The following is a 14,629-nucleotide window of genomic DNA, read 5'->3' on the forward strand; positions in this document are numbered from 1 at the left end:
ATTAGATTCTAAGCCTTTTTGTTGTTTTTTCTAACTTTAGTTCAACAAATCTTGAAACGATGTCTCTAAACAAAAACAGCCAGCGAATTAGCTTTTCATCAACGAAACATCAGCAATCTTATCCTGATTTTCTTGAGATACAGCTTCAATCTTTCAGGGATTTCTTTCAAATGGAAACCACGCCCGAAAATAGAAAAAATGAAGGGCTTTACAAGGTTTTCATGGAAAACTTCCCGATTACCGATACCCGAAATAACTTCGTTTTAGAGTTTATTGACTATTTCATAGACCCACCACGCTACTCGTTGGAAGAGTGTCTTGAAAGAGGCTTAACTTATAGCGTTCCGCTAAAAGCTAAGCTAAAGTTGTATTGTACAGACCCTGAACACGAAGATTTTGATACCGTCATTCAGGATGTCTATTTAGGTACCGTTCCGTATATGACCCCCAAGGGGACATTCGTGATTAACGGTGCTGAGCGTGTGGTTGTCTCACAGCTACACCGCTCTCCAGGCGTGTTCTTTGGGCAAAGCGTACACGCAAATGGAACAAAACTTTACTCTGCCCGAGTAATCCCGTTCAAAGGATCGTGGATTGAATTTGCGACTGACATTAACAGCGTTATGTACGCCTACATCGATCGTAAGAAAAAGTTGCCTGTAACAACTCTTCTTCGCGCTATAGGTTACGAAACGGACCGCGATATTCTCGAAATTTTTGATCTCGCTGATGAGATCAAGGTTTCTAAAGTAAATCTTAAAAAGTATATTGGTCGAAAGCTGGCTGCTCGTGTGCTAAAATCGTGGATAGAGGACTTCGTTGATGAAGATACTGGTGAAGTTGTATCGATTGAGCGTAACGAGGTAATTATCGACCGCGACGTTGTTTTAGAGAACGACCATATTGATGAAATTCTGGAGTCGGGCGCCAAAACGATTCTTCTTCATAAAGATGAAGGTGTGAATGCCGATTTCTCTATCATCAATAACACTCTTCAAAAAGATCCTTGTAATTCCGAAAAGGAAGCAGTGGTATACATCTATAGGCAACTTAGAAACTCAGAGCCACCAGATGATGCTACTGCTCGTGATGTGATTGACAAGTTGTTCTTCTCTGACAAGCGTTACGACCTAGGAGAAGTTGGACGTTACCGTATCAACAAAAAACTTGATCTAAACATCGACTCGGATATTAAGGTGTTGACTAAAGAGGATATAATCAACATTATTAAATATCTTATCCAACTTATCAACTCGAAGACTGACGTTGACGATATTGACCACTTGTCGAATCGTCGTGTTAGAACCGTGGGTGAGCAGTTGGCTAACCAGTTCAGCGTAGGATTGGCTCGTATGGCTCGGACTATTCGTGAGCGTATGAATGTACGTGACAACGAAGTGTTTACGCCTGTTGATCTTATCAATGCTAAGACGCTATCCAGCGTTATCAACTCGTTCTTTGGAACAAACCAGCTATCGCAGTTTATGGATCAAACCAATCCTCTTGCTGAGATGACTCACAAGCGTCGTTTGTCAGCATTAGGACCTGGAGGCCTTTCGCGTGAACGTGCTGGATTCGAGGTTCGTGACGTACACTATACGCACTATGGTCGTTTGTGTCCTATCGAAACTCCAGAAGGTCCAAATATCGGACTAATCTCTTCTCTTTGTGTTTTTGCAAAGATTAACCATCTTGGATTTATTGAAACTCCTTACCACAAGGTTTCTGAGGGAAGGGTTGACTTTGAATCCGAAGGTCTTGTGTACCTTTCTGCTGAAGAGGAAGCTGGAAAGATTATCGCTCAAGCAAATGTTCCCTTAAATGATGATGGTACGTTTGCTACAAATCGCGTTAAGTCGCGTTTGGAGGGTGACTTCCCTATTGCTGAGCCTGAGCAGGTAGAACTGATGGACGTAGCTCCAAATCAGATTGCTTCGATTGCAGCATCGCTTATTCCATTCCTTGAGCACGATGATGCTAACCGTGCGCTGATGGGATCGAACATGATGCGTCAGGCTGTACCGCTGCTTCAACCCGATGCTCCTATTGTAGGAACAGGCTTGGAAGGTGAAGTTGTGCGCGATAGCCGTACTCAGATTGTTGCAGAGGCTGATGGTGTTGTTGAATACGTAGACGCTGCTGAAATACATCTTCGCTACGATATGACCGAAGATGAGCGTTACGTAAGCTTCGATCCTGAAGTGAAAATATACAGGCTTCCTAAGTACCTTAAGACGAACCAAAGCACTTCGATTAACCTTCGTCCGATTGTTGAGAAGGGGGAAAGAGTTGTTAAGGGCCAGATTCTAACTGATGGTTATTCTACTGAGAATGGAGATCTTGCTCTTGGTCGGAACCTTAAGGTTGCATTCATGCCTTGGAAGGGGTACAACTTTGAGGATGGTATTGTAATTTCTGAACGACTTGTTAGGGAGGATATCTTTACCTCAGTTCACGTTGACGAGTACATTATGGAAGTCCGTGACACTAAACGAGGATTGGAAGAACTTACTTCTGATATTCCTAACGTAAGCGAAGAGGCTACACGTAATCTCGATGAAAACGGGATGATCCGCATTGGAGCGACCGTTGAACCTGGGGATATCCTTATAGGTAAGATTACACCAAAGGGAGAATCTGATCCTACTCCTGAAGAAAAGTTGCTTCGTGCAATCTTTGGAGATAAGGCTGGTGACGTTAAAGATGCTTCGCTTAAGGCTTCTCCTTCATTGCGTGGAGTGGTAATTGATAAGAAACTTTTCTCTAGATCTCTTAAGGATAAGAAGGGAAAGGTTAGCGAGAAGGTTCTTCTTCAGAAGGTTGATGATGAATTTGAGAAGAAAACCAACGGTCTTAAAGCAAAACTTGTAGACAAGTTGTTTAACCTTGTAAACGGAAAAACGTCTCAAGGGGTGTTAGATTACTACGGAACTGAGCTTATCGGTAAAGGAGTGAAATTCACCCAAAAGGTTCTTATAGAACTTGATTACTTAAGCGTAAATCCGAACAAGTGGACAACCGACAAGGATAAAAACAATATCATCAAGAATCTAATTAACAACTACATTGTTAAGTTTAAAGAACTTGATGCTGAAGCAAAAAGAAAGAAGTTCAATATTTCAATTGGAGATGAACTTCCAACCGGAATCGTTCAACTTGCTAAGGTTTATATTGCGAAGAAGCGTAAGATTCGCGTAGGAGATAAGATGGCGGGTCGTCACGGTAATAAGGGTATTGTTGCCAAAGTTGTTCGTGACGAGGATATGCCATTCCTAGAAGATGGTACTATTGTGGATATCATTCTTAACCCACTTGGTGTGCCATCGCGTATGAACCTTGGACAGATTTACGAAACTGTGCTCGCTTGGGCTGGTAGAGAACTTGGGGTAAAGTTTGCTACTCCAATCTTCGACGGCGCCGAACTTGATCAAATTGCCGACTATACCGATAAGGCTAGTATACCACGTAACGGTAAAACATACCTCTATGATGGTGGTACGGGTGATCGCTTTGACCAACCTGCAACTGTAGGTATCATCTACATGTTGAAGCTTGGTCACATGGTTGACGATAAGATGCACGCACGTTCTATCGGACCATATTCGCTGATCACTCAGCAGCCACTTGGTGGTAAGGCACAGTTTGGTGGTCAACGTTTCGGGGAAATGGAAGTTTGGGCACTAGAAGCATTCGGTGCATCTAACATCCTCCAAGAAATTCTTACCATTAAATCTGACGACGTTATGGGTCGTGCTAAAGCTTACGAGGCAATCGTTAAGGGAGAACCAATGCCACCTGCTGGTATTCCTGAATCACTTAACGTGCTACTTCACGAGCTTCGCGGCTTAGGATTGAGCGTTAACCTTGAGTAACAAACATAGAGCCACCCTATTTTTGGTAGGGTTGGCTCATTTTCATCGAATATAATAAGCTCAAAATATGTCATTCAGAAGAGATAATAAGGTTAAAACCAACTTCACCAAAATCTCTATTGGACTTGCCTCTCCGGAAGAGATCCTCGAGCGCTCGAGCGGCGAGGTTTTGAAGCCTGAGACAATTAACTATCGTACCTATAAGCCTGAGCGCGATGGCCTTTTCTGCGAGCGTATCTTTGGTCCTGTGAAGGATTACGAGTGCCACTGTGGAAAGTATAAGCGTATCCGTTATAAGGGCATTGTGTGCGACCGATGTGGGGTTGAAGTTACCGAGAAGAAAGTTCGTCGTGAGCGTATGGGGCACATCTCGTTGGTGGTTCCTGTTGCGCACATATGGTACTTCCGCACTCTTCCTAACAAAATAGGTTACCTCCTTGGTATTCCTTCTAAGAAGCTTGATGCCGTTGTTTACTACGAGCGTTATGTCGTAATTCAATCGGGTATAAAGGCTGTTGATGGAATAAAGGAGATGGATCTTCTTTCGGAAGAAGAATACCTAGATATTCTGGATACTCTTCCCAAGGAAAACCAGTATCTTGACGATAGCGATCCAAACAAGTTCATTGCAGGTATGGGAGCCGAGGCTCTTTACCAGCTGCTTGAACGTATAGAGTTGGACGACTTATCATATTCTTTGCGTCATAAAGCAAATACTGAAACTTCACAGCAACGAAAGAGCGAAGCGCTAAAGCGTCTTAATGTTGTTGAAGCATTTAGAGAATCGAAGGATATCAATCGTCCTGAATGGATGATCCTGAAGGTGATTCCTGTTATTCCACCAGAACTTCGTCCACTTGTACCTCTAGATGGTGGTCGATTTGCAACGTCTGACCTAAACGACCTTTACAGACGTGTTATCATTCGTAACAATCGTCTTAAGAGATTGATTGAAATTAAGGCACCTGAAGTGATTCTTCGCAACGAGAAGCGTATGCTTCAAGAAGCTGTAGACTCACTCTTCGATAACTCACGCAAGTCGAATGCGGTAAAGACAGAAGCAAACCGTCCATTGAAGTCGCTTTCTGACTCGCTGAAGGGTAAACAAGGACGTTTCCGTCAGAACTTGCTCGGTAAGCGTGTCGACTATTCGGCTCGTTCTGTTATTGTTGGTGGTCCTGAACTTAAGATGCACGAATGTGGTCTTCCTAAGGATATGGCTGCTGAACTTTACAAGCCATTCGTAATCCGTAAGTTGATTGAGCGTGGTATTGTAAAGACCGTTAAGTCTGCTAAGAAGATCGTTGACCGTAAAGATCCAGTTGTATGGGATATCCTTGAAAATGTTATCAAGGGTCACCCTGTAATGCTGAACCGTGCACCAACCCTTCACCGTTTAGGTATTCAAGCATTCCAACCAAAACTTATTGAAGGAAAGGCTATTCAACTTCACCCACTTTCATGTACTGCATTCAACGCGGACTTTGACGGTGACCAGATGGCCGTTCACCTTCCATTAGGTAATGCCGCAATTCTTGAGGCTCAAATTTTAATGTTGGGTGCTCACAACATCCTTAACCCCGCAAATGGTGCGCCTATTACAGTACCATCGCAGGACATGGTTCTTGGTTTGTACTACATTACCAAAGAGCGTAAGGGTGCAAAGGGCGAAGGAACTATTTTCTATAGCCCAGAAGAGGTTATTATAGCCTATAACGAAAAAGCTGTAGAACTTCACGCTATAATAAAGGTTAACTACCCTCAGTACGATGCCGATGGCAATCAAATTGGCCAAGAGTTGATAGATACAACTGTAGGTAGAGTAATCTTTAACCAGTACGTACCTTTTGAAATGGGCTTTATCAACGAACTGGCTACCAAAAAGTCGCTTCGTGATATTATTTCACAGGTATTCAAGAAGTGTGGTACTGCTAAAACCGCTAAATTCCTTGATGATATTAAGGATCTTGGTTATGGTATGGCATTCCGCGGTGGCCTGTCGTTTAATCTTGATGACGTGCTTATTCCTAAGGAAAAGCAAGAGCTTATTCAAGATGGTTACGCACAGGTTGATGAGGTGGTTGCTAACTACAACATGGGTTTCATTACCAACAACGAGCGTTACAACCAGATTATCGACATTTGGACACATACCAACGCCAAGATTACCCAGATTCTGCTAAAGCAGCTTAAGGAAGACCGTCAGGGATTCAACTCTGTTTACATGATGCTAGACTCTGGAGCTCGTGGTTCGAAGGAACAGATTCGTCAGCTTTCTGGTATGCGTGGTCTGATGGCAAAACCTCAGAAATCTGGAGCCGAAGGTGGTCAGATTATCGAGAACCCAATCCTTTCGAACTTTAAGGAAGGTCTATCGGTACTCGAGTACTTTATCTCTACCCACGGTGCTCGTAAAGGTCTTGCGGATACCGCACTTAAGACGGCTGATGCGGGTTACCTAACCCGTCGTTTGGTTGACGTGTCGCATGACGTAATTATCTCTGAAGTAGATTGTGGAACGCTTCGTGGCCTTGTTGCAACTGCAATCAAGAATAACGAAGAAGTTGTAGAAACACTTTACGAAAGAATCCTTGGGCGTACTACCGTTCATGACATATACCATCCGTTAACCGGGAAACTAATTGTTGCTGCCGGCGAAGAGATTACAGAAGCAATTGGTGCTGAAATTGAAGATTCTCCAATTGAGCAGGTTGAAATCCGTTCTGTACTTACCTGCGAATCGCGAAAAGGCGTGTGTGCAAAGTGCTACGGGCGTAACCTTTCAACTAGTAGAATGGTTCAGATTGGTGAAGCAGTTGGTGTTATTGCAGCACAGTCAATTGGTGAGCCAGGTACGCAGCTTACACTTCGTACTTTCCACGTAGGGGGTACTGCAGGTAACATTGCTGCAGATTCTAAGGTGGTTGCTCGTTACGATGGTCGTCTAGAAATTGACGAACTTCGTACGGTTCAAAAGGTTGATAGCGAGGGTAAGAATGTTGACGTTGTAATTGGTCGTTTGGCTGAAATGCGCATCGTTGATAAGAATACCGGCATTACATTATATACTCACGCAATTCCTTATGGATCTATCCTTTATATGAAGGATGGCGATGATGTTACCAAGGGTGACCTAGTTGTAGAATGGGATCCATATAACGCGGTTATTATTTCAGAGTTCACCGGTAAAATTGCTTTTGATAACATTCAGGAAGGTATCACTTTCCGTGAAGAGTCGGACGAGCAAACTGGATATCGCGAGAAGGTTATCATCGAATCGCGTGATAAGACGAAGAACCCTGGTATTAAGATCGTTTCTGATGCAGGCGAAGAGTATAAGTCGTACAACTTACCAGTTGGAGCGCACATTGTTGTAGAAAACGACAATCCTGTTAAGGCTGGTGATATTCTTGTTAAGATTCCTCGTGCGGTAGGTAAGGCTGGTGACATTACCGGAGGTCTTCCACGTGTAACTGAACTTTTCGAGGCTCGTAACCCATCAAATCCGGCTGTAGTATCGGAAATTGACGGTGAGGTTTCGCTTGGTAAGATTAAGCGTGGTAACAGAGAGATTATCGTTACGTCGAAGCTTGGCGAAGTGAAGAAATATCTTGTACCACTTTCTCGTCAAATTCTTGTTCAGGAGAACGATTACGTTAGAGCGGGTATTCCTCTTTCTGATGGAGCTATAACTCCAAGCGATATTCTTGCAATCCAAGGTCCTACAAAGGTTCAAGAGTATATCGTTAATGAGGTTCAAGAAGTATACCGTTTACAGGGTGTAAAGATTAACGATAAGCACTTTGAAGTCATCGTTCGTCAGATGATGCGCAAGGTTGAAATCGTTGATGCTGGAGATACCAAGTTCCTTGAAAAACAGATTGTTGACAAGTGGGAATTCATGACCGAGAACGACTGGATCTACGACAAGAAAGTTGTTATTGATGCAGGAGATTCGAAGAATGTTAAGGCAGGGCAGATTATTACTGCTCGTAAGCTTAGAGATGAGAATTCAATCCTTAAGCGTAAAGACCTTAAGCTTATCGAAGCTCGCGATGCGATCCCCGCAACATCAAATCAGATTATGCAAGGAATTACCCGTGCAGCACTTCAAACCGGCAGCTTTATGTCGGCAGCGTCCTTCCAGGAAACTACGAAGGTACTTAACGAAGCCGCTATCCACGGTAAGATCGACTATCTAGAGGGAATGAAGGAAAACGTAATCTGCGGAAAACTAATTCCTGCGGGTACAGGTCTTCGTCAGTTCGATAGGCTAGTAGTTGGTTCTATGGACGATTATCAGAGCATGGTTAAATCGAGATCTCACGATGATGTTGCTGAAGAGTAAAGATTAATAACTTTAAGGAAACCGGGGCTTGTCCCCGGTTTTTTTATACATTTATCCCAAATAAATAGACTAAGATGGAGGAAAATAATCAACAACCCGATCTGAACATTGAACTAAACGACGAAGTGGCCCAGGGCATATACTCAAACCTTGTTATTATATCACACTCGTCATCCGAATTTGTGCTGGATTTCATTCGAATTATGCCGGGGATGCCTAAGGCGCAGGTTAAAACCCGCACTATTCTTACAGCAGAGCACGCCAAGCGCCTGCTGATGGCTCTTCAAGATAATATTGAAAAATACGAGCAGCATTTCGGTGAGATTAAGATCAAGGAGATGGAGCCTATTGTTCCAATGCCTTTTTCGAGCAGCAGTAACGGTCAGGCATAACAACGTTAGAGGAGATAAAACAGGAAAGGCAGCATTTAAGTGCTGCCTTTCCTGTTTTGCTTTGAGTTGGATCTTTATTGAGGTTGATTATTTTCCTGTTTGATGTAGTCCTCAAAACTCATACTTTTGAATAGATCCGCTTTAAGATATTTCAGGATGGGGAGTAACTGTTCTGGTTTCTGATAACCCGAGATTAGCGTTAGTACGTTCTGGGATTCGTCGAGGTAAGCCGTTGTTGGATATCCAATGTTACCATTCGAAATGGCAAGAACAAACGTGTTTATAGATCTTCCATTGGTTGTTTGGAGGTTGTATACATTCCCTTTATAGGTAAAAGATTCTTGTTTTTCGGCGTTTAATTTTACCGCATAGTAGTTCTCGTTAATGTAGCTTGCTACATCTGCGTTCCCAAAGGTGTTTCGGTCCATCACTTTGCACCATCCGCACCAATCGGTATAAATGTCAATAATGATTTTCTTCGGATTCTTTTCCGATGCACTAAGCGCTTCTTCTATGGTCATCCATTTGATGGGCGACTCTTGAGCTTTGGCTGTGCATGCCAGCAGCATAATTGCGGCAAATAGATACGATGTTAGCTTCATTGCTTGGGTTTAGTTTTCTGCGAATATAGAAACAATAGTTATGCCAATAATTTAGCGAATCCTTTTTAAGTGAAAGCGTCGCTAATAAAGGTTAATTTGTTTAAGGAGTAAACTGAAAAAAGAGTGTATATTTACGCATCAAGAAATCTAATCATTATGAATAAAGACATAATGGGTTTAAACCCACAGCTAGTATGGAAGCATTTTTATGCGCTCACCCAGATTCCTCGACCATCGGGACATGAAGAGGCCTCTGCTCAATATGTTATGGATTTTGCCAAAGAGCATGGGCTCGAGGCATTCCGTGATGAGGTAGGCAACGTTATCGTTCGTAAGCCAGCAACATCAGGAATGGAAAACCGAAAGGGAGTTGTGCTACAAGGGCACCTCGATATGGTTCCCCAAAAGAACAGCGATAAGGCTCACGATTTTGAGAAGGATCCTATCGAAGCCTACATCGATGGGGAATGGGTTACTGCTAATGGTACAACTCTTGGTGCCGATAATGGAATGGGGCTTGCGGCTTCTTTGGCCGTGCTGGAGTCAAAAGATATAGCGCATGGTCCGATCGAAGTTCTTATGACTATTGACGAGGAAACCGGGATGACTGGCGCTTTTGGTCTAAAAGGCGGCGTGTTAAAAGGTGATATTCTACTTAACCTCGATTCGGAAGATGAGGGCGAACTTTACGTGGGCTGTGCTGGAGGTACCAATGCAAATGTAAAGTTTGAGTATAAGGAAGAGGCTGCACCTGCCGGAATGGTTGGCTACGACCTCGAAATTCGTGGTTTAAAGGGTGGTCACTCCGGGATGGAGATTATTCTTCAACGTGGAAACTCCAATAAGCTAATGTTCCGCTTCCTCTACGAAGTAATGGACATGGACGTTCGTGTAAGCAGCGTAGATGGCGGTAGTCTGCGTAATGCCATTCCTCGGGAGTGCTTTGTTAAGGTTGCCGTACCATCAGCAAAGGCCGCAGGGTTCGAGGCTAAGGTTAAGGAATTTGAAGCAACCTTCCTGTCAGAATTGGCTTTGGTTGACGAGAACCTAACCTTTAAGGCTATTAAGTGTGATGCTCCTACTAAGGTTATGGATGCTGATGTCCAGAAAAAGTTAACCTATGCTATTTATGCGTGTCCTAATGGGGTTGCTCGCATGAGCGATTCGATGGTTGGTTTGGTAGAAACATCCAACAACCTTGCGCGTGTAGAGGTAAAGGGTGGAGAAGGAAAGGTGCTATGCCTGCTTCGCAGTTCGGTGGATAGCGCTAAACTCGATCTCGAAAATCAAATCGCCAGCGTATTTAAGCTTGCCGGTTTTGAAGTTTGGATGGATGGACAGTATCCTGGGTGGAAGCCAAACCTAAACTCTCCAATTCTGACCACTATGCAGGAGGTTTACCAAAAGATGTACGGAAAAGTTCCAACCATTAAGGCAATCCACGCAGGATTGGAATGTGGTCTGCTTGGTGGAGTATACCCAAACTGGGATATGATCTCGTTTGGTCCAACGATCCGCTACCCACATTCTCCCGATGAAAAGGTAAAAATAGATACCGTAGAGAAATTCTGGAACTTCCTAGTGGAAACTTTAAAGAATGTACCCGTAAAGTAGGTAGATCTTTTCTGATATAGCCAAAGGCTCGCGCAAGCGAGCCTTTATTTTTTGGAGGCTTATAGCGCAAAAGACCGTGTGGTCGTATTCCCTGGGAGATCCGTGGCGGTTATGGTTGCTTGGCAATTTGCATTAGATGCGTTTTGCTGGGTTGTTGTGTAAGTCCAAAAGTTGTCCGTTGCATTTTTGACGGCATTTCCACTTTCAAGCTGCTCGCCATCTGCAGTATGAATTGTTACCTGAACCGTTACAACCATGAAATCGTCGGAGGCATTTACGATGATGGAGCTTCCGGCCTGTCCGTTGTAATGGCTTGTGTCGATGCTTTCGATACGAGGGGCATTAAGGTAGTCGGCAATGGCTACCTGATGGGCAGACGAGCAGCGAGAGCTTATTCCGGTTGCGTATAGCGCCTTAGTGTCGGCATCTGCCATGGCTGACTTTGCGTAAGCAATCGCCTTTTTGAATCGTTCCTGTCCTTCTTGCTGTTTCTGTGTTCGGCTTGTGGGTTTTTTAGGCTTTGTCGAAACAATGGTTTGCCCTTTTACCTCCCGGAATACGAGCATGTCGCCCAGCATCCCCTTTATTCCTGTAAGAATGATATTATCTGCAATCTTTGCCATGTGATTACTTGGGTTATGATAGGAAAACGCAAATGATCTCACATTTAAAGGTAGAAAAATTTGCCGTAATGATGCTTTTTTTGCGGCCTAATGTAGGGTGGTGTGTCAAATTGACAGCGCACTTTGTTCGGAGTGCGTTCGGACTGTGTTCGGACTCCTTCGCTATGACAGGCACTCTGTGCGACGAAATGTCATAATCGCAGATCTGTAACCGTGCGATGCTTTTGCGTGTAGAGCTCTTTGTTGCGCACGAATAACCTTTAGCTAATAAGGGTGGAAATAGTAGCTTTATCGCTATGTTTACCTGATCACAAAACGGCACCAACAATGAAAAAAAATCTACTACTGCTATTTCTGCTACTAACCTGGTCAATAATATCTTATTCGCAAACAACGTGTGTGCGGATTAATCAGGCTGGATATCTACCCCAAACGCCTAAAGTGGCAGTTTTCCTATCCACCGAACCTTTAACCTTAAAGATGTTTACTGTAAGAGATGCTAAGACAAACAAGGTCGTTTTTAAGGGAAAACCTATTTTGCGCAATGCTCAAAGCTGGGGAATGAAGTCCGCTTTCCGGCTCCCTTTTACGCCTCTCGATAAGGAAGGAGCCTACTACATAGAGGCTAATGGAGTTCGATCGTTAAATTTCGTAATTGGCGATGATATATATAAGGGCGCTGCCGATTATGTGTTAAACTACATGAGGCAGCAGCGCTGTGGGTACAATCCATACCTCGATACGCTTTGCCATCAGCACGACGGATACATTGTCGATCATCCCACTCGCACAGGTGAGCATATCGATGTAAGAGGTGGTTGGCACGATGCTGCCGACTATCTTCAGTATGTAACAACTTCGGCAAATGCTGTATTCCAAATGCTCTTTGCCTACACTAAGAATCCCCACGCGTTTAAGGATGAGCACAACGCTTTGGGGCAAAGGGGAAAGAATGGAATTCCGGATATACTTGATGAAGCAAGGTGGGGTTTAGACTGGCTGGTAAGAATGAATCCCGACACATCGGTAATGTTTAATCAGATTGCCGATGATCGAGATCATGCCAATTTTAGATCTCCGAGCCAGGATAAGGTCGATTATGGTTGGGGACCAGGCTTAGGTCGCCCTGTTTACTTCGTAACAGGGAAGGTGCAAGGATTAGGAAAGTACAAGAATAGAACAACAGGAGTGGCATCGACGGCCGGTAAGTTCGCTTCTGCTTTTGCTTTAGGATCTAAGGTTTTTGCCAATATCGATCCTGTGTTTGCGAAGTCGATAGCGAAAAAATCGAAAGAAGCCTACGCATACGGAGAGGCTTATCCCGGTGTTTGTCAAACAGCCTGCACGGTATCTCCGTATTTTTATGAAGAGGGGAACTATGTTGATGACATGGAGCTTGCTGCCGCAGCAATTAGCCAGTTAACAGGAGATAAATCCTATTTGGATAAAGCTGATAGTTGGGGTAAGCAGGAGCCTATAACCCCATGGATGGAAACGGGGACGGCTCGCCATTACGAGTGGTACCCATTCGTTAATTTGGGGCACTATCTTATTGCTTCTTCAGCTGACCATAATACCCAAAAGAGATACATAGAATATATGCGTCAAGGCTTGGACGATATTCTAAAGAGGGCAGGAGATGATCCGTTTATGAATGGAGTGCCGTTCCTATGGTGCTCTAACAACTTTGTGTTTGGGGCTCTAACCCAGGCTCGACTTTACAATGAAGCTACAGGAGATCCGCGCTTCTTGGAAATGGAGGCTGCCCTTCGCGACTGGATATTTGGGTGCAACCCTTGGGGTACTTCTATGATCTGTGGCTATCCTAGTGGAGCTGATACTCCTTTGCTGCCACATTCGGCCTACACCAACGAGTGGGGCGATCCTACATGGGGCGGTTTAGTTGATGGGCCTGTTTATCAAAGTATATTTAAAAGTTTGCGAGGGGTAATGCTTAAGAATCCGGATGTTTACCTGCCATTTCAGAATGGGATAGCAGTGTATCATGATGCAATTCACGACTATTCGTCTAACGAGCCTACAATGGACGGTACTGCATCGACCACCTTTTACTTGTCATCTCTTGAAAAAAGGAACGCTACACCTACATTGGGCAGTTACATAAAGGATGACCAAGGGGCCATTATTCGCATGGATATTAGGCAAAAAAAGATTTACCTAGTATTTACTGCTGATTCTGCTTTTGAAGGGATCGACTATGTTAGAAAGACGCTTAAAGCTAATGGTATTCCTGGAAACTTTTTCTTAACAGGGAATTGCATTCGACTGCATGGCGCCACCGTTAAGCAACTTATTAAGGATGGATACTATGTCGGTCCTCATTCCGACAAGCATCTTCTTTACGTTAGCTGGGAAAACAAAAAGAATACGCTTGTAACGCCAGATAGCCTTGATGCAGATATTCGAAATAATCTGCTGGAGTTAACAAAGCTAGGGGCAAGTATTAAGGATGTAAATTGGTTTATTCCTCCATACGAGCACTATAACAAAGATATTGTGGCTCGAAGTAATGCGGCTGGATTGAAGGTTGTTATGCTTTCGCCGAAAACATATACTAATGCAGACTATACAACTCCTTCGATGAAGAACTATCGATCTTCGGATCAGATTATTAATCTGCTTTACGATACGGAAAAAAGCGATGTAAATGGATTGAACGGCGCTATTCTTCTTATCCATCCAGGTACGCATGGCGAACGAACTGATAAGCTTTACCTTCGTCTAGATGAGATTATAAAGAACCTAAAACAAAAAGGATATAGTTTTGGATCGTTTAAAGGAGATTCTGCAAAATAGGAAGTATTGATATCGTTGCAATAACGATGACAGTCGTATTATAAGGAGGAAGAGGTAAGCATATATGGTTATTTCTTGAAAATGAGTCTTGAAGGATAATGTAGTAATGGCAATTTTTTATAGATGCACTTTTGATCTGTGCATTGAAAGAAATGTCCATGTGTGATGCATAAAATAGGTCGATACCTATACCTTTTCAAAAAACTTTCCCCTCCAACGCCCTCTTCCTAAGGCGTGCAACGTTCGTTAACGCGGTAAAGTATGGTGTAGGGCTTGCAGGTTCGGAAAAAGGGCGTACTTTTGCATCCGCAATCGGGAACAGCGGCGCTGCTGAAGAGTGGCACGGAAGGGAACGGGAGCG

7 protein-coding genes are annotated in these 14,629 nt (G+C 43.7%); 5 read left to right on the plus strand and 2 right to left on the minus strand.

The features are described 5' to 3' along the window. Positions 1 to 59 precede the first annotated feature (59 nt). From rpoB to CLV25_RS11005, 3 genes are all read left to right on the plus strand, one after another. A complete protein-coding gene (gene rpoB / locus CLV25_RS10995) occupies positions 60 to 3,872 on the plus strand; it encodes a DNA-directed RNA polymerase subunit beta (RefSeq protein WP_131839697.1) in 3,813 nt (1,270 codons plus the stop codon). A gap of 67 nt (positions 3,873 to 3,939) precedes the next feature. After that, positions 3,940 to 8,220, plus strand: coding sequence for a DNA-directed RNA polymerase subunit beta' (rpoC, locus tag CLV25_RS11000; RefSeq protein WP_131839698.1), 4,281 nt, complete (start codon positions 3,940 to 3,942; stop codon positions 8,218 to 8,220). A gap of 74 nt (positions 8,221 to 8,294) precedes the next feature. Next, positions 8,295 to 8,612 (plus strand): DUF3467 domain-containing protein, encoded by a 318-nt coding sequence (locus tag CLV25_RS11005; RefSeq protein WP_131839699.1) that lies wholly within the window; start codon positions 8,295 to 8,297, stop codon positions 8,610 to 8,612. Between the two features lie 74 nt (positions 8,613 to 8,686). Here the strand turns inward: CLV25_RS11005 and CLV25_RS11010 are convergent, their stop codons facing one another. Continuing rightward, positions 8,687 to 9,214 (minus strand): thioredoxin family protein, encoded by a 528-nt coding sequence (locus tag CLV25_RS11010; protein WP_131839700.1) that lies wholly within the window; start codon positions 9,212 to 9,214, stop codon positions 8,687 to 8,689. Positions 9,215 to 9,370: 156 nt separating this feature from the next. On the opposite strand from CLV25_RS11010, the gene CLV25_RS11015 reads away from it, so the two are divergent. After that, positions 9,371 to 10,828: an aminoacyl-histidine dipeptidase gene (locus tag CLV25_RS11015; RefSeq protein WP_131839701.1), complete on the plus strand. Its 1,458-nt coding sequence runs from the start codon at positions 9,371 to 9,373 to the stop codon at positions 10,826 to 10,828. 59 nt (positions 10,829 to 10,887) lie between these two features. On the opposite strand, the gene CLV25_RS11020 is transcribed toward CLV25_RS11015, so the two are convergent. Continuing rightward, the gene (locus CLV25_RS11020) at positions 10,888 to 11,451 is read right to left on the minus strand and encodes a hypothetical protein (protein ID WP_131839702.1); all 564 of its coding nucleotides are present in this window, start codon (positions 11,449 to 11,451) and stop codon (positions 10,888 to 10,890) included. A gap of 327 nt (positions 11,452 to 11,778) precedes the next feature. Between CLV25_RS11020 and CLV25_RS11025 the strand changes: the two genes are divergently transcribed. Next, on the plus strand, positions 11,779 to 14,268 hold the full coding sequence (locus CLV25_RS11025; protein ID WP_131839703.1) for a glycoside hydrolase family 9 protein: 2,490 nt from the start codon (positions 11,779 to 11,781) through the stop codon (positions 14,266 to 14,268). The last annotated feature ends 361 nt before the right edge of the window (positions 14,269 to 14,629 follow it).

Origin of the sequence: Acetobacteroides hydrogenigenes (assembly GCF_004340205.1) — a bacterium.
In the GTDB taxonomy this organism is placed as follows: domain Bacteria; phylum Bacteroidota; class Bacteroidia; order Bacteroidales; family ZOR0009; genus Acetobacteroides; species Acetobacteroides hydrogenigenes.

What these genes read in the sequence shown, in the direction of transcription:
- rpoB (WP_131839697.1), top strand. Translation starts at nt 60, where the DNA reads ATGTCTCTAAACAAAAACAGCCAGCGAATTAGCTTTTCATCAACGAAA.
- rpoC (WP_131839698.1), top strand. Translation starts at nt 3,940, where the DNA reads ATGTCATTCAGAAGAGATAATAAGGTTAAAACCAACTTCACCAAAATC.
- CLV25_RS11005 (WP_131839699.1), top strand. Translation starts at nt 8,295, where the DNA reads ATGGAGGAAAATAATCAACAACCCGATCTGAACATTGAACTAAACGAC.
- CLV25_RS11010 (WP_131839700.1), bottom strand. Translation starts at nt 9,214, where the DNA reads ATGAAGCTAACATCGTATCTATTTGCCGCAATTATGCTGCTGGCATGC.
- CLV25_RS11015 (WP_131839701.1), top strand. Translation starts at nt 9,371, where the DNA reads ATGAATAAAGACATAATGGGTTTAAACCCACAGCTAGTATGGAAGCAT.
- CLV25_RS11020 (WP_131839702.1), bottom strand. Translation starts at nt 11,451, where the DNA reads ATGGCAAAGATTGCAGATAATATCATTCTTACAGGAATAAAGGGGATG.
- CLV25_RS11025 (WP_131839703.1), top strand. Translation starts at nt 11,779, where the DNA reads ATGAAAAAAAATCTACTACTGCTATTTCTGCTACTAACCTGGTCAATA.